This window comes from Staphylococcus sp. GDY8P196P, assembly GCF_017891705.1.
GTDB classification, from domain to species: domain Bacteria; phylum Bacillota; class Bacilli; order Staphylococcales; family Staphylococcaceae; genus Staphylococcus; species Staphylococcus ureilyticus.
In genome coordinates this window covers 524,516-540,199 of the sequence record NZ_JAESJS010000003.1, presented here as the reverse complement: position 1 = coordinate 540,199, position 15,684 = coordinate 524,516, and the positions used below count along the sequence as shown (strand labels likewise).

Below are 15,684 nucleotides of genomic sequence, written 5' to 3'. Positions count from 1 at the left end.
AGTTATAAATTATCTGATACTTGAACCACTTGTTTACCAAAATTGTCTCCAGTAAATAAATTTCTAAATGCATTAGGCACGTTTTCAAATCCTTCTACGATTGAAGTTTTTGTTTTTATTTTGTCTTCATTTACCCACTGTGCAAGATGCTGACTAGCTTGTTTAAAGTCGTCTGCATAATTAGCCACAACAAACCCTTTCATAAGTGCTTGTGATTTTATTAAAATTGGTTGAATCCGTGGACCATGCTCAATACCCTTATCATTATAACCAGAAATCGCTCCACATACTGGAATTCTAGCAAATTGATTTAAGTGTTTCATAACTTCATCTGCAATGTGTCCACCAACATTTTCAAAATAAACATCTACACCATCAGGCACCGCTTGAGCTAATTGCTCTGAGAAGTTATCAGCTTTATAATCTACGCTAGCATCAAATCCTAATTGATCAGTTAAATATTCCGTTTTACTTGTTCCACCTGCAATACCAACTACACGAGCACCTTTGAGTTTAGCAATTTGACCAACTACTGAACCCACAGCTCCCGAAGCTGCAGATACAACAACTGTTTCCCCTTCTTTTGGTTGTCCAATTTTTAGCAATCCGTGATATGCTGTTTGGCCAGTCATACCTAGTACGCTAAGATATAAGTATAGTGGAATGTCTCGCTGGGTAATTTTCGTAACGCTTTGTGCTGATACATTTGTGTGTTTTTGCCAAGGTAGCATACCTACAACATAATCGCCTTGTTCAAAACCATCAGCATTGGATTGTATTACTTTTCCAACAATATGACCTGCCAATGGTTCATCCAATTGAAATGGTTGAATATAAGATTTACTATCATCCATTCTGCCACGCATATATGGATCTACCGAAATATATATCGCTTCAATTTGAATCTCATCTTTACTAGGCTCATCTATTTCAACAGTTTCGTATCTAAATACATCATCTGAAGGTATACCTTCTGGACGTTTTGCTAATACAATGCTTTCTGTTTTCATTATTTTGCCTCCATTTCATCTTTTCTTCTATTTTATAGTGATGAGGTGATGCAATCAATCAAATCGCTTATTTGATATTTTGTCCACATGTTATGATAAACAGAATAGAGCACTTAAATGATTGTAATGAAGGAGAATGTAAACATGCGATTAAGTATATTAGACTATGTCCCAATATTTGAAGGTAGTAACACCACTCAAGCGATAAATCATTCTGTTGAATTAGCTCAACTTGCTGAATCATTAGGTTTTTATCGATTTTGGGTTGCTGAACATCACAAAGTATTGTCAGTTGCTTCTAGTGCTCCAGAAATGATTATGATGGCTTTGTTAGAAAATACGACTTCGATACGCATTGGCAGTGGTGGCGTTATGCTCCCCCACTATAGTGCTTATAAAATAGCAGAAGTCTTTAAAATATTAGAAGGACGTCACCCTCGTAGAGTAGATTTAGGCATTGGCCGCTCTTTCAGTTTTAAAAATGTAAATCAAGCGTTAAATGAAAACAAAACAGCTAACATTGATTTTGAAACACAAATTGTGGATCTAACAAACTATTTTAATGATGACATTCAAAAGCAAAGATTTCCTGGATTATACGCCACGCCTTTAATCCCAACGCAACCTAATATGCATTTATTAGGCACAAGTCAAAATAGCGCTGAACTCGCTGCACAACACGGCTTACCTTTTGTCACCGCTTTAATGGGGAAAAATAAAAATAAAGTTAAACAATCTATCGCTGTTTATCGTAAGCTATTTTCAGAACTTCATCCAAACCGAACACCTTATGTTATTATTTCAACTTTTGTCATCACAGCAAATGACATTCAAAAAATCAAAGAGTTAGAACAAGCTTTTCATCAATGGCTATTACGCATTAATTATTTAAAACAACCTAGTCATTATCCATCAATTACATTTGCGCAACAAAGACAGCCATCCACTAGAGAAATAGAAAAAATGCATCAAAATAAAGCACGTGTTATCAGTGGTTTGCCAAATGAAGTTTTCACTCAACTTAAAGCTATCGCAAATCAATATAATGCAGATGAAATGATGATACAGCCACATGTATATGGTGAAGCAAATCGCAAAAACTTACTACAATTATTAGCAGCTGAAAATAATACATTTTAAGCCTTTTAGAATGAGTAAATAACATGGATTCAAAACTGTACAAAAGATAATTCTAAAATCATAGAGTTATCTTTTTCATTTATAAGCCCCAAAGAAATGCATTCATTTGATCTGTAACTTTTTTATTATCATGGAGCTCACTATGTTCTGCTTTTGGTCCATATACTTTGTATGTTTTATAAGTTTTAACGTGATTTGACAAGAGATACCTTAACGATTCTGAAGATACATTTGTAACTCTACCATCAGAATGGGTTCCGTCTTTTAAATCTCCATAAATATTAAGCACTTCAGCATTTTTAGGATAGTGCGCTTGCATAGATAATAAATTTCGATATGCTTTTAACATCCTGCTAGGTTTGCCATTTTTATCTAAATATATATTTAAGTCCAAACCATTGATATCCACTTCCCCGTTAAAGTTTCCAGCTAAACTCACTTGCTTATTTAACTTAGGTAAGGCACTATCATCACCATACTTTAACATATAGTAACTAAATGATTGATTTCCCATAGAATGAGCTACAAAATTGAATTTTTTAAAATGATATTTTGCATTAAAAGCAATCATAACATTTTTAATCCATTGCGCATCTTTTTCTAAATCTTTTTCTTCATTATCTTCAAAAATGATTTTTATAATCGGACGTTTCATATTGTTAACTATATTTTTATTAAATGTCACCTTTCCATTTGATGAAACTTTGGCCTCAACAACGTCATTTGTAATATTATTTTGCACTGCTGAATTAACCATGTATTTTTCTGAATTAGCTGTACCGGCAAAACCATGCAAATAAAATGTAGGAATCGATGTCTCGTTAGACATGTTTTTAATGTGGGTTTTGTTAAACAGTTGATTCAAAGTCAAAACGATAATACTAGCTAAAAAAATAAATATTAACACGAAAACCAATTGCTTCAAGAGATGTTTTAATTTATTGAATGCCATATGTATAACCTCTAATACCATTTTTACTTTATTATACTTCATACTAACTGAACTTACTAAAGTAAACCAAATGCTTTGAATTTTAAAAGTAGCAAAGTTTGTTTTTTTAATATTTTATAAATCAAAAAAAACTTCCCATACAAATATGGGAAGTTAGAAATATTGTTGCTATATAAACACCAATTACTTAAGCAATTAATGTACAAATCTGTAGGTGAATCGTATTCGCCACAGTATTTGATATATTAACGTTTTGAGAATTGTGGTGAACGACGAGCTTTTTTAAGACCTGGTTTTTTACGTTCTTTCATACGTGGGTCACGTGTAAGTAATCCAGCGCGTTTTAATGAACCTCTATATTCAGGATCTGCTTCTAATAAAGCACGTGCGATACCGTGACGGATAGCTTGTGCTTGTCCAGTGAAACCACCACCGTGAACGTTAACTAATACATCATAGTTACCTTTAGTTTCTGTAACATCAAATGGTTGGTTTAAGTCTAAGATTAATGATTCGAATGGTAAGTAGCTACGTACATCAGTGTGGTTAACAGTAATGTTACCTTCGCCAGGTACTAAACGTACACGTGCTACTGAGTTTTTACGACGGCCTGTGCCTTTATATTCAACTTGTGCCAATGTAATTTCCTCCTTTTAATTAACCACGTAACTCGTAGTTTTCTGGTTGTTGTGCAGCGTGTGGATGTTCAGCGCCACCATATACAAATAATTTTTTACCTTGTTTTTCACCTAGACGTGTGCTTGGTAACATACCTTTAATTGAGTTTTCAAGTAAACGTTCTGGGTTTTTAGCTTTTAACTCACCAGCAGAGATTGATTTGATTCCGCCTGGGTGGTTACTGTGACGGTAATACATTTTGTCTTGTTCTTTATTACCAGTGAATTGAATTTTAGCAGCGTTGATGATAATTACATAATCACCTGAATCAACGTGTGGTGTATAAGTTACTTTATTTTTACCGCGTAGAATAGCAGCTACTTCTGATGATAAACGACCAAGTGTTTGACCTTCAGCATCAATAACATACCATTTGCGCTCAATGTTTGCTTCATTAGCCATAAATGTTTGACGCATATAATTGTCCTCCTAGAATAAATAAATGTTTCTTGTCTAATTGAAATGATATTTAAACTTAAATGCATTTATTTTGTTAATTTATAATTTCTACGTGCTTCTATATCTTGTTACACAATAAGATTCCGGGGCTTATCGTGGGGTGATATAAAACAATACCGTTAGTTATCGTATAATTTTTATGGTGTTTTGTCAATGTAATTTACCTATTTTGTGTGGATTTTTTTTGATATATTTTTATGTCTTCACCAAAATCACTTATGAGTGCTTCGGGAGACAAGTATATATGTTCCAAATATAATCCTTCTGCTGGTGCAGTAAACGGAACTTTATTGCGATCTTTCGCTTTTAATAATTGTGGAACTGACTCAGGCTGAAATTTCTCTTTACCCACACCAATTAAAAATGCAACTAACACACGTACCATATTATATAAAAACCCTGAACCAGTAACTACATAATCAAAACCATATTCTGTTTTTTCGATTCTACTTTCATATAGAGTACGTACTTTACTTTCAACTTCTGTTTTTTGAGAACAAAAACCAGTAAAGTCATGTGTACCCATAAATAAACTGGCAGCCTGAGACATCTTTTCAAAGTCTAAACTTTCAGGTACGTGTGCTTTCAAACCACATTCAAATGGATTTTTATTAGGTGATTGATAAACTTTATAGCGGTAAGTTTTACCCACACAATCATATCTACAGTGGAATGACGCATCTACAAATGAAACATGTTTCACAAAAATATCATCAGGTAATGCCCGATTCATTGCATACTGCCATTGATCTGGTAAAATGTTAAGCTCTGAATCAAAATGAAAATATTGCTCTATTGCATGCACACCACGATCAGTTCGGCTACTAGGATGAATTCTAACATGTCGCTTGTGCATGCGCTTAAGTATTTTTTCAAATTGCTGTTGTACCGTTCTACCATTATTTTGAATTTGAAAACCTAAGAATTGACTACCTTGATACGAAATATTTACTAAAACACGAACCATCCTTTACACTCCCATATACTTTAACACAAATAATATTATTGCTATTGGTATTATTGATATCAATAACAAGCTATCAGACTTTTGCCAGTTTAATTGACGAAAACTCGTTCGCTGTTTGTTTGTATCATAACCACGTACTTCCATTGCAATTGCTAAATCTTCAGCTCTTTGGAAAGCTGAGATAAATAAAGGAATTAACAAAGGTATAAACGCGCTCACTCTATTGATTAATCCCCCTGAACTGATTTCAGAACCTCTTGATTTCTGTGCTAAGATAATTTTATCCAGTTCATTCATTAAAGTTGGAATAAAACGTAAAGCAATTGACATCATCATACTCAGTAAATGTACAGGTATTTTTATCAACTTTAATGGGTATAATAACCTTTCAAATGCATCAGTAAGATCTAAAGGACTTGTCGTTAAAGTCATAATTGTAGACACCATAATGATAAACATTAACCTCAAGACAATATAAATACCTTCTAAAATACCATGTGTATCAATTGAAATAAAACCGAATTCAAATATCCGTATACCACCTTTAGTTAAAAATAAATGCATTAAAAAGGTAAAAATCAGAAAAATCCATATTGGGGTTAACCCCTTAATTAAAAACCAAGCTTTTATGTGAGCAGTTTTCATCATGGTTACAATGATTATAAATAACCATAAATAAGTAAAAAATGAATGTGCAAAAAATATTAATATAATAAATAAAAAGACAAAAATTAATTTTGCACGTGGATCACGACGATGTACAAAAGTGTCTAATGGAAGATAACGTCCTATAATAAACTTATCTCTCATTTTTTTGCCACTCCTTATACATCTCAGTGAATTCTGATTCGGTTAATGCAATACGGTCAAATTTAATTTGATGTTTTGCTTCAATGTCTCTCTGTAATTTAACGATGTCTGGAACATCCAAGTGCATGTCTTTAACATAGTCATTTGCATTAAACAATTTTCTTGGAGAACAGCTTTCAACTAATTTGCCCTGCTTAATAATTTTTACTTCATCAACATATTTTGCAACGTCATTCATTTCATGCGTGACTAATATGATTGTTTTATGTTGTTCAACTTGAAGTTTCTTTAACATTTCCATGATTTGATTTCTACTTTTAGGATCAAGACCTGCAGTGGGTTCATCTAATATGACAATATCTGGATCCATAGCTAAGATAGAAGTAATTGCTATTTTTCTCATTTGGCCTCCCGACATTTGGAAAGGCGATTGTTCAAGTATATCTCTATTAAAACCGAATTCGATTAATAATTGAAATGCCCGTACTTTTACTTCTTCAAGTGGCATATTAAAATTTTTAGGTCCAAATAATATTTCTCGTTCTACTGAGTCTTCAAAAAGTTGTGATTCTGGAAACTGGAATACTACCCCCACACGTTTTCGTACTTGTTTTAAATACTTATCTTTAGTTTTATGTGTAATTTGGACATCATTGACCTCTAAAGAGCCATGTGAAGGTTTGAGTAGTCCATTAATATGCTGAATTAATGTAGACTTGCCTGAGCCTGTTTGACCAATTACTGCATAATACTTCCCTTGTTCAAAAGTGGTTACAATGTCTTTCAATGCAAGATGCTCATAAGGTGTTCCTTTTTGATAAACATAAGATACTTGATCAAATTTAACAGTCATAATTTGCTTACCAACCTTTCGTAAGAAATATAGTCAGTAACACCTAAGAGTTGTTGGCTCATTCTCATTGCAAACGGTAAATCTAAACCAATTTGTGTCAGTGCCGCTCCTTTATTAAAAATAACTTGAGGCAAACCTGCTTGATATAAGGAACCTTGGTTTAAAACAACTAAATGGTCCGCATCTATAGCTTCTGATAAATCATGAGTGATGGAAATGATTGTCACATCTTTTTCTTCTTTTAAACGGTGAATTAATGAAATTAATTCTGTTCTGCCTTCTGGATCTAACATAGACGTCGCTTCATCTAATATAATGATATCCGTATTTAATGCTAAGACACCTGCGATTGCGACACGCTGTTTTTGACCACCTGAAAGTGATTGCGGCTCATATGTGGCTCTATCCAACATATCTACATCCGCTAATGCTTTGGGTACAATTTCGTGCATCTTTTCGTAAGTTATCGCATTATTTTCTAAACCAAAAGCTACATCAAATTCTACAGTAGACCCTACAAATTGATTTTCTGGATTTTGAAATACAATTCCTATATGTTGTCTTAACTCATTTAAGTTATCATCATTGATACTTATACCGTTCAAATAAATTTGGCCTTCAAAAGGTTTTTGAATGCCTATCATCAGTTTTGCTATCGTTGATTTACCTGAACCATTGTGGCCTACTATAGAAGTCCATTTACCTCTTGGTATGCTAAATGATACATCATTTAACGCAAGTGGTTCATCGCTATTATATTTAAAAGATACGTGATCAAATTTAATTATTTCTTCTGCTTGCGTTACCATTTCAGTTATCTCCTAAATCAAAAATATTAATCATATACTTAATCATTTTACATGAAAAATAATAAATAAGCACTTCTTCTTCACTAATTTTTCTTTTAAATCTCATTTATTGAGTCTTCAAAAAGATACCATTAAACATCTAAAGATTATATTTCACGATTAACAATTACTGATACCTAACAATAAACTTATATGAATTTATAAACAAATAGCTGATTAGCTAGAACTGCTCATGTCTCCACTCCGTGAAGGCATTCCTTATCTTCTTCGAATTAAGGCTCAGTGGTTCGCTATTGCTTTGCAATTGCATAAGTCCCCCTAAATTCTTCGAATTAAGGCTCAGTGGTTCGCTATTGCTTTGCAATTGCATAAGTCCCCCTAAATTCTTCGAATTAAGGGGGACTAACAAAAAAAAGCGCGCACCCCATCATATTTGAGTTCACGCTTTAAAATTTATTAAGTTTGATGGGGTACTCTGAGCTAGACAATATTTGTATGTGGCAAACATTATCGTTGCACTCATTTGCTTTATACATAGTAGTATGTGTATTTAAATTAAACTAATTCTATAATTACTGATTCAGCACCGTCACCACGACGAGGGCCTACTTTAAGGATACGAGTGTAACCGCCTTGACGTTCTGTATAACGTTCAGCAATTTCACCAAATAATTTTTGAAGTGCAGTTTGTGTTGTTTCATCTTCATTTAAGATTTCAACATTACGTAAAGTTTTAGCAGCTTGACGACGAGATGCTAAATCTCCTTTTTTACCTAAAGTGATTAATTTTTCAACAACACTACGTAATTCTTTTGCACGTGCTTCTGTAGTTTCAACACGCTCACTTACAATAAGTGAAGTAGCTAAGTCACGTAACATCGCTTTACGTTGATCAGATGTACGTCCTAATTTTCTGTAACCCATGAGTTAACCTCCTTTATATTAATCTTCTTTTCTAAGACCTAAACCTAGATCTTCAAGTTTATATTTAACTTCTTCTAATGATTTACGTCCTAAATTGCGCACTTTCATCATATCTGCTTCAGATTTATCAGCTAATTCTTGAACAGAATTAATACCTGCGCGTTTCAAACAGTTATATGAACGTACAGATAGGTCTAATTCTTCAATAGACATTTCAAGTACTTTTTCTTTTTGATCTTCTTCTTTTTCAATCATGATTTCAGCATTTTGAGCTTCATCAGTTAATCCAACGAAGATGTTCAAATGTTCAGTTAAGATTTTTGCCGCTAGAGAAACAGACTCTTGTGGCGTAATAGAACCATTAGTCCAAACATCTAAAGTTAATTTATCAAAATCACTACTTTGACCTACACGTGTGTTTTCTACAGTATAGTTAACACGTTCTACTGGTGAATATAGTGAATCCACTGGAATTACACCAATTGGTAAATCACTAGTGTTATTTTGTTCTGCTAATGCGTAACCTCTACCCTTATTAGCAACAAGACGGATTTTTAAATGTCCACCTTTAGATACTGTTGCGATCTTAATCTCAGGATTTAAAATCTCTACATCACTATCATGTGTGATGTCACTTGCAGTAACTTCGCCTTCATCTTTTACATCAATCTCTAATGTTTTATCTTCTTCAGAATAAATTTTCAATGCTAGTTTTTTGATGTTCATGATAATTGTTGAAACATCTTCTACAACATTATCTATTGCTGAGAATTCATGTAATACACCTTCGATTTCGATGTATTTAACGGCTGCACCTGGTAATGAAGATAGTAGGATACGACGTAAGGAGTTTCCTAGTGTAGTACCGTAGCCACGTTCTAGTGGTTCAACAACGAACTTACCGAATTTAGCATCTTCACTAATTTCAATTGTTTCAATTCTAGGTTTTTCGATTTCAATCATTTACAAATATCCTCCTTGATTACGTCGACTTGAATTGTACTGTGTTTCTCAGTGACTTGCGACAATAACGATAATATTATACGCGACGACGTTTTGGTGGACGACAACCATTATGTGGTACTGGAGTAACGTCACGGATTGCAGTTACATCTAATCCAGCTGATTGTAATGCACGGATCGCTGATTCACGACCTGGGCCAGGACCTTTAACTGTAACTTCAACAGTTTTCAAACCATGTTCCATAGCTGCTTTAGCTGCAGTTTCTGATGCCATTTGTGCTGCGAATGGTGTTGATTTTTTTGATCCTTTAAATCCAAGTGCACCTGCTGATGACCATGATAAAGCATTACCAAATTCATCAGTAATAGTTACGATTGTATTATTGAATGTTGAGCGGATATGTGCTACACCATTCTCAATATTCTTTTTCACTCTACGTTTACGAGATACTTGTTTACGTGCCATTTAAAATTTGCCTCCTTTACCTATTATTTTTTCTTGTTAGCTACAGTTTTAACTGGGCCTTTACGAGTACGAGCATTGTTTTTTGTTTTTTGTCCGCGTACTGGTAATCCACGACGGTGACGGATACCACGGTATGATGAGATTTCCATTAAACGTTTAATGTTTAAGTTTTGCTCACGACGTAAGTCACCTTCTACTTTATAATTGTCGATTACTTCACGGATACGACCTAATTCGTCATCAGTTAAGTCTTTAACGCGTGTATCTGCAGATACATTTGCTTCTTCAACAATTTTTTGAGCTGTAGTAGTACCGATACCATATACATAAGTTAACGAAATAACAATACGTTTTTCACGTGGAATATCTACTCCTGCTATACGTGCCATAATTATTTACACCTCTCTTTATTAACCTTGTCTTTGTTTGTGTTTTGGATTGCTACAAATTACCATTACTTTACCTTTACGTTTAATGACTTTACATTTTTCGCAAATTGGTTTTACTGATGGTCTTACTTTCATTTTAATACCTCCCTATATTATGGAGTGACGATTATTTATAACGATACGTAATTCTTCCGCGTGTTAAATCATACGGAGACATTTCTACAGTTACTTTGTCGCCAGGTAGAATTCGAATATAATTCATTCTGATTTTACCACTAACGTGAGCTAAAATCTCATGACCATTTTCTAATTCTACTTTAAACATTGCATTTGGTAAAGTATCTAATACTGTACCTTCTAATTCAATAACATCTTGCTTAGCCATTTATTAACTTCCCCCTTTTTACAATAGTTGGTTATCGTCTAAGATCAACTCTAACCCTACGAGTCTATAAGTGTTGTTAATAAGTTCAACAAAATTAAAATGAATTACTATATCGCATTGTCACTCTTTTTCGTTTATACTCTTGGCATTACATAGACCGTACAAAGTTGATACTATTTTAGATTCTCAAGAATATCGATTACGTTTGAAGTAACCTCGTTAATATCTTTTGAACCATCAATGTTTTTCAATACATTTTCATTATCATAGTATTCTAGGATTGGCTTAGATTGTTTCACATTGACATTTAAACGATTTGCAACTGTCTCTGGGTTGTCATCTTCACGTTGGTATAATTTACCACCGTCAATATCACAAATGCCATCAACTTTTGGAGGATTGAATACAAGATGATAAGTGTGCCCGCATTTTTCGCAAATTCTACGACCAGTAAGGCGGTTCATTAATTCTTCTTCAGGTACCTCTATATTGATAACAGCATCAATTTTTCTATCTAATTCTTGCATGATTTCACTTAATGCTTTTGCTTGTTCAATAGTACGAGGAAAGCCGTCAAGTAAGAATCCTTTTTTTGCATCGTCTTCAGAAATTCTTTCTTTTACGATGCCCACAGTAACTTCATCAGGGACTAATTCTCCACGATCCATGTATGATTTAGCTTCTTTGCCTAAATCCGTTTCATCTTTAATCGCTTTTCTGAACATGTCTCCAGTAGATATGTGTGGAATTGGGAATTTCTTAACAATTTCACTCGCTTGAGTTCCTTTACCTGCGCCAGGTAAACCCATTAAAATGATATTCATAAGTGCCCTCCTACAATTTATCTACCACCAAAGCCTCTATAATCTTTTTGACTCACTTGAGCTTCAAGACTCTTCATTGTTTCAATCGCAACACCAATTACGATAAGTAGACTTGTACCACCGACTTGAATCGATTGTGGTAAGTCCATCACCTTAGTAGCAATGATTGGTAGTATAGCAACGACAGCTAAGAATATTGATCCTACAAAGGTCAATCTGTAGAGAACTTTAGTAATATATTTTTTTGTTTGTTCGCCAGGTCTAATACCCGGAACATAACTTCCTTGTTTTTTAAGGTTATCAGACATCTTTTCAGGATTGACTTGTACAAATGCATAGAAATATGCAAATGCAATAATAAGGATTACATAAACAATCATCCCTATATTATTCGATGGATTTGCAACGTCAGATACTTTTTGCGCCCAACTTGCATCAGGGAAGAACAAAGTTAATGTTCTTGGTAATAAGAAGAACGCCATTGCAAAGATGACTGGGATAACCCCTGCAGAGTTAACTTTCAAAGGTAAATATGTTGCTTGTGAACCTAATCGTTGTGCAGACTGTTTTTTCGCATATTGAATTGGTATTTTTCTAATAGCTTGTAGTACGAATATTGCACCAACTGTTAGCAATATCATTCCAACAATTAACCCAATAACTTTTAACCATGCTAAAGTTGTGTCATCTTGTCCTACAAAGGACTGTTGGTAAAACTGGATTAATGATGAAGGTAATGAAGATAAAATACCTCCAAAGATAATGATGGAAATACCATTACCAACACCGAATTGAGTGATTTGTTCACCTATCCAAATTAAAAACGCTGTTCCAGCTGTTAATACAACAGCTATTGTCAGGTAGCTTATTACGGACTGATCCATAATAAGTTGACCTTGTAAATAATTATTAAATTGGAACGCCATTCCTATTGATTGGATAAAAGCAAGTACAATCGCAAAATAACGGGTTACGTTATTAAGTTTCTTTCTACCTGCATCACCTTGTTTTGCCCACTCTGAAAACTTTGGAACAATATCCATTTGTAATAACTGCATCACAATTGATGCAGTAATATATGGCATTATACCCATGGCAAAGATAGAAAAGTTCTGCAAGGCTCCGCCACCAAACGTATTCAGTAAGTCAGTGACACCTTGAGAACCTTGTTGACTGTCAAAAGCAGCTGGATTTACGCCAGGTGCTGGAATATAAGTACCTATTTTAAAAATAACTAACATTGCGAGCGTAAAAAAGATCTTGTTACGAACTTCTTTTGTAGTAAAGAAGCTCACAAGCGTTTGAAACATTAGATCACCTCGTGTGCTCCGCCTTTAGCATCAATAGCTTCTGCTGCAGAAGCAGAGAATTTGTTAGCTTTCACTGTTAACTTCTTGTCAAGTGAACCATTGCCTAGTACTTTAATACCAGATTTTTCACTTTTAACTACACCAGATTCTACTAATAAAGCAGGAGTTACTTCAGTACCATCCTCAAATTTATTAAGTTGGTCTAAGTTAACAATAGCATATTCTTTGCGGTTAATGTTAGTAAAACCTCGTTTTGGTAAACGGCGGAATAAAGGTAATTGTCCACCTTCAAATCCTGGTCTGATACTACCACCTGAACGCGCTTTTTGTCCTTTTTGTCCACGGCCACTAGTTTTACCGTTACCAGTAGCTGCACCACGACCTACGCGGTTACGAACTTTACGAGAACCTTCTGCTGGTTTTAACTCATGTAATTTCATTTCGGCACCTCCTTAATTATTTTTCTTCTACTGTCACTAAGTGACTTACTTTGTTGATTTGCCCACGAATAGCAGGGTTATCTTCAACAACTACTGAAGAGTTTGTTTTTTTCAAACCTAAAGCTTCAACAGTTTTACGTTGTGTTTCTGGACGACCTATAACACTACGAGTGAGGGTAATTTGTAATTTAGCCATAACTTATTTTCCCTCCTTAATTATATAATTCTTCTACTGACTTGCCACGTAATTTCGCAACTTGTTCAGCATTTTTAAGGTTTTGTAATCCATTAATTGTTGCACGCACCATGTTGATTGGTGTGTTTGAACCTAAAGATTTACTTAAGATATCAGTGATACCTGCTAGTTCTAATACCGCACGAACAGGACCACCCGCAATAACACCAGTACCAGGTGCAGCTGGTTTCATTAGTACACTACCTGAACTGAATTGTCCAGTAATCATGTGAGGAGTTGTACCTTCGACACGTGGAACTTCAACTAAGTTTTTCTTAGCTGCTTCAACTGCTTTTTTGATTGCTTCAGGTACCTCTTGTGCTTTACCAGTACCGAATCCAACGCGACCGTTTTTATCTCCAACTACTACTAAAGCGCTGAAACGGAAACTACGACCACCTTTTACAACTTTTGCAACACGATTAATTGTAACAACGCGTTCTTCAAATTCTTTCGCTTCTTCTCTACGAGCCATGTAAATGTCCCTCCTTTAAATTAAAATTCTAAACCATTTTCACGAGCTGCTTCTGCTAATGCTTTAACACGTCCGTGATATAAATATCCTCCGCGGTCAAATACAATTGTTTTTACGCCTTTTTCATTTGCTCTTTTAGCAATTGTTTCGCCGACTTTAGCTGATAAATCAACTTTAGATCCAGTTTCATTAGCTAGATCTTTTTCTTGTGTTGAAGCTTGTGCTAATGTTTTGCCATTAACATCATCGATAACTTGTGCATAAATGTGTTTGTTTGAACGATAAACATTTAGACGTGGTTTTTCAGCAGTGCCAGACAATTTGTTACGGACACGTGCATGTCTTTTCAAACGCACTTTGTTTTTATCAATTTTGCTGATCATTTTATTACTCCTTTCTTCTGAAAGTTATTTATTATTTACCAGTTTTACCTTCTTTACGGCGAACGTATTCACCTTGGTAACGGATTCCTTTACCTTTGTAAGGTTCTGGAGGTCTTACTGAACGGATGTTTGAAGCAATCGCTCCAACTTGTTCTTTTGAAATACCTTCTACAGTTACTGTAGTGTTTTTATCAACACCGAAAGTGATTCCATCTTCAGCTTTAAATTCAACTGGATGTGAGTATCCAACGTTTAATACTAGGTCATTACCTTGCATTTGAGCACGGTAACCAACACCTACAAGCTCAAGTGTTTTTTTATAGCCATCTTTAACACCTAGAATCATATTATTAATCAAAGCACGAGTTGTACCATGAACTGTTCTATCATTTTGAGAATCAGTTGGTCTAACAACTTCTAATGTGTTTTCATCTTGCTTATATGTCATTCTTTCATTCATTGTTTGTGATAATTCGCCTTTTGGACCTTTAACAGAAACTGTATTTCCTTCGATAGTTACTGTAACGTCGCTAGGGATGTCAATAATTTTTTTACCAACACGACTCATGTTATCGCACCTCCTTGTTATTAATTATTACCAAACGTAACCTAAGATTTCTCCACCAATATTACGTTTTCTTGCTTCTTTATCAGTGATTACACCTTCAGAAGTAGAAACTAATGCAATACCTAAACCATTTAATACTTTAGGTACTTCGTTTGCTTTAGCATAAACACGTAAACCTGGTTTTGAGATACGTTTTAATCCAGTGATAACACGTTCATTGTTTTGACCATATTTAAGGAATAAACGGATAACCCCTTGTTTATCGTCTTCAACGTATTCTACGTTTTTAATGAAACCTTCACTTTTTAATATTTCAGCAATTTCTTTTTTAATATTTGATGCAGGTAATTCTAACTTATCGTGACGCACCATGTTTGCGTTTCTTACACGAGTTAGCATATCTGCAATTGGATCGTTGATTGTCATTGAATGTTGCCTCCTTTCAGACTTTTTTCTATTACCAGCTAGCTTTACGAACGCCAGGGATTTGGCCTTTATAAGCTAATTCACGGAAACAAATACGGCATAATTTAAATTTACGATATACAGAATGTGGACGACCACAACGTTCACAACGCGTATATTCACGTACTTGGAACTTTTGTTTTTTTTGTTGCTTAGCAACCATTGAACTTTTAGCCACT

At 34.4% G+C, this 15,684-nt stretch carries 24 protein-coding genes; 1 reads left to right on the top strand and 23 read right to left on the bottom strand.

Annotation, left to right across the window (positions count from 1 at the left end; translation table 11 throughout):
* Positions 1-2: 2 nt before the first annotated feature.
* A complete protein-coding gene (locus tag KA814_RS02625) occupies positions 3-1,010 on the bottom strand; it encodes an NADP-dependent oxidoreductase (RefSeq protein WP_064209390.1) in 1,008 nt (335 codons plus the stop codon).
* Positions 1,011-1,154: 144 nt separating this feature from the next.
* Between KA814_RS02625 and KA814_RS02620 the strand changes: the two genes are divergently transcribed.
* Positions 1,155-2,150: an LLM class flavin-dependent oxidoreductase gene (locus KA814_RS02620; RefSeq protein WP_064209389.1), complete on the top strand. Its 996-nt coding sequence runs from the start codon at positions 1,155-1,157 to the stop codon at positions 2,148-2,150.
* A gap of 79 nt (positions 2,151-2,229) precedes the next feature.
* On the opposite strand, the gene KA814_RS02615 is transcribed toward KA814_RS02620, so the two are convergent.
* The 22 genes from KA814_RS02615 to KA814_RS02510 form a co-directional block, all read right to left on the bottom strand.
* Positions 2,230-3,102, bottom strand: coding sequence for an alpha/beta hydrolase (locus KA814_RS02615; protein ID WP_064209388.1), 873 nt, complete (start codon positions 3,100-3,102; stop codon positions 2,230-2,232).
* Between the two features lie 245 nt (positions 3,103-3,347).
* On the bottom strand, positions 3,348-3,740 hold the full coding sequence (gene rpsI / locus KA814_RS02610; RefSeq protein ID WP_019468668.1) for a 30S ribosomal protein S9: 393 nt from the start codon (positions 3,738-3,740) through the stop codon (positions 3,348-3,350).
* A gap of 19 nt (positions 3,741-3,759) precedes the next feature.
* Positions 3,760-4,197, bottom strand: a complete 438-nt coding sequence (gene rplM, locus KA814_RS02605) for a 50S ribosomal protein L13 (protein ID WP_046208411.1) — start codon at positions 4,195-4,197, stop codon at positions 3,760-3,762.
* A gap of 202 nt (positions 4,198-4,399) precedes the next feature.
* A complete protein-coding gene (gene truA, locus KA814_RS02600; protein ID WP_046208412.1) occupies positions 4,400-5,206 on the bottom strand; it encodes a tRNA pseudouridine(38-40) synthase TruA in 807 nt (268 codons plus the stop codon).
* 3 nt (positions 5,207-5,209) lie between these two features.
* Positions 5,210-6,016 carry an energy-coupling factor transporter transmembrane component T family protein gene (locus tag KA814_RS02595; protein ID WP_046208413.1) on the bottom strand — a complete coding sequence of 269 codons (807 nt, stop codon included), beginning with the start codon at positions 6,014-6,016 and terminating at the stop codon, positions 5,210-5,212.
* Entirely contained in the window at positions 6,006-6,869 is an 864-nt protein-coding gene (locus KA814_RS02590; RefSeq protein ID WP_046208414.1) for an energy-coupling factor transporter ATPase, read from the bottom strand. Before KA814_RS02590 ends, KA814_RS02595 begins: the two co-directional genes overlap by 11 nt.
* Positions 6,866-7,678, bottom strand: a complete 813-nt coding sequence (locus tag KA814_RS02585; protein ID WP_046208415.1) for an energy-coupling factor transporter ATPase — start codon at positions 7,676-7,678, stop codon at positions 6,866-6,868. Before KA814_RS02585 ends, KA814_RS02590 begins: the two co-directional genes overlap by 4 nt.
* A 555-nt stretch (positions 7,679-8,233) precedes the next feature.
* Positions 8,234-8,602 carry a 50S ribosomal protein L17 gene (gene rplQ / locus KA814_RS02580; protein ID WP_046208416.1) on the bottom strand — a complete coding sequence of 123 codons (369 nt, stop codon included), beginning with the start codon at positions 8,600-8,602 and terminating at the stop codon, positions 8,234-8,236.
* Between the two features lie 18 nt (positions 8,603-8,620).
* The gene (locus tag KA814_RS02575) at positions 8,621-9,565 is read right to left on the bottom strand and encodes a DNA-directed RNA polymerase subunit alpha (RefSeq protein WP_019468661.1); all 945 of its coding nucleotides are present in this window, start codon (positions 9,563-9,565) and stop codon (positions 8,621-8,623) included.
* 76 nt (positions 9,566-9,641) lie between these two features.
* Positions 9,642-10,031: a 30S ribosomal protein S11 gene (rpsK, locus tag KA814_RS02570; protein WP_019468660.1), complete on the bottom strand. Its 390-nt coding sequence runs from the start codon at positions 10,029-10,031 to the stop codon at positions 9,642-9,644.
* Positions 10,032-10,054: 23 nt separating this feature from the next.
* Entirely contained in the window at positions 10,055-10,420 is a 366-nt protein-coding gene (gene rpsM, locus KA814_RS02565) for a 30S ribosomal protein S13 (protein WP_046208417.1), read from the bottom strand.
* Positions 10,421-10,441: 21 nt separating this feature from the next.
* Positions 10,442-10,555, bottom strand: coding sequence for a 50S ribosomal protein L36 (rpmJ, locus tag KA814_RS02560; RefSeq protein ID WP_002482634.1), 114 nt, complete (start codon positions 10,553-10,555; stop codon positions 10,442-10,444).
* Positions 10,556-10,586: 31 nt separating this feature from the next.
* A complete protein-coding gene (gene infA / locus KA814_RS02555; RefSeq protein ID WP_001118443.1) occupies positions 10,587-10,805 on the bottom strand; it encodes a translation initiation factor IF-1 in 219 nt (72 codons plus the stop codon).
* 173 nt (positions 10,806-10,978) lie between these two features.
* Positions 10,979-11,629, bottom strand: coding sequence for an adenylate kinase (locus KA814_RS02550; protein ID WP_019468658.1), 651 nt, complete (start codon positions 11,627-11,629; stop codon positions 10,979-10,981).
* 17 nt (positions 11,630-11,646) lie between these two features.
* Positions 11,647-12,939: a preprotein translocase subunit SecY gene (gene secY / locus KA814_RS02545; RefSeq protein WP_046208418.1), complete on the bottom strand. Its 1,293-nt coding sequence runs from the start codon at positions 12,937-12,939 to the stop codon at positions 11,647-11,649.
* The gene (gene rplO / locus KA814_RS02540; protein ID WP_046208824.1) at positions 12,939-13,379 is read right to left on the bottom strand and encodes a 50S ribosomal protein L15; all 441 of its coding nucleotides are present in this window, start codon (positions 13,377-13,379) and stop codon (positions 12,939-12,941) included. The genes secY and rplO overlap by 1 nt, the downstream gene beginning before the upstream one ends.
* A 16-nt stretch (positions 13,380-13,395) precedes the next feature.
* Positions 13,396-13,575: a 50S ribosomal protein L30 gene (gene rpmD / locus KA814_RS02535; protein WP_002482630.1), complete on the bottom strand. Its 180-nt coding sequence runs from the start codon at positions 13,573-13,575 to the stop codon at positions 13,396-13,398.
* A 16-nt stretch (positions 13,576-13,591) separates the two neighbouring features.
* Positions 13,592-14,089, bottom strand: coding sequence for a 30S ribosomal protein S5 (gene rpsE / locus KA814_RS02530; protein WP_019468655.1), 498 nt, complete (start codon positions 14,087-14,089; stop codon positions 13,592-13,594).
* Positions 14,090-14,109: 20 nt separating this feature from the next.
* Positions 14,110-14,472, bottom strand: coding sequence for a 50S ribosomal protein L18 (gene rplR, locus KA814_RS02525; protein WP_046208420.1), 363 nt, complete (start codon positions 14,470-14,472; stop codon positions 14,110-14,112).
* 31 nt (positions 14,473-14,503) lie between these two features.
* Positions 14,504-15,040 carry a 50S ribosomal protein L6 gene (rplF, locus tag KA814_RS02520; protein WP_019468653.1) on the bottom strand — a complete coding sequence of 179 codons (537 nt, stop codon included), beginning with the start codon at positions 15,038-15,040 and terminating at the stop codon, positions 14,504-14,506.
* A 27-nt stretch (positions 15,041-15,067) separates the two neighbouring features.
* Positions 15,068-15,466 (bottom strand): 30S ribosomal protein S8, encoded by a 399-nt coding sequence (gene rpsH, locus KA814_RS02515; RefSeq protein WP_019468652.1) that lies wholly within the window; start codon positions 15,464-15,466, stop codon positions 15,068-15,070.
* A gap of 31 nt (positions 15,467-15,497) precedes the next feature.
* Positions 15,498-15,683 (bottom strand): type Z 30S ribosomal protein S14, encoded by a 186-nt coding sequence (locus KA814_RS02510; protein WP_046208421.1) that lies wholly within the window; start codon positions 15,681-15,683, stop codon positions 15,498-15,500.
* Position 15,684: the final 1 nt, after the last annotated feature.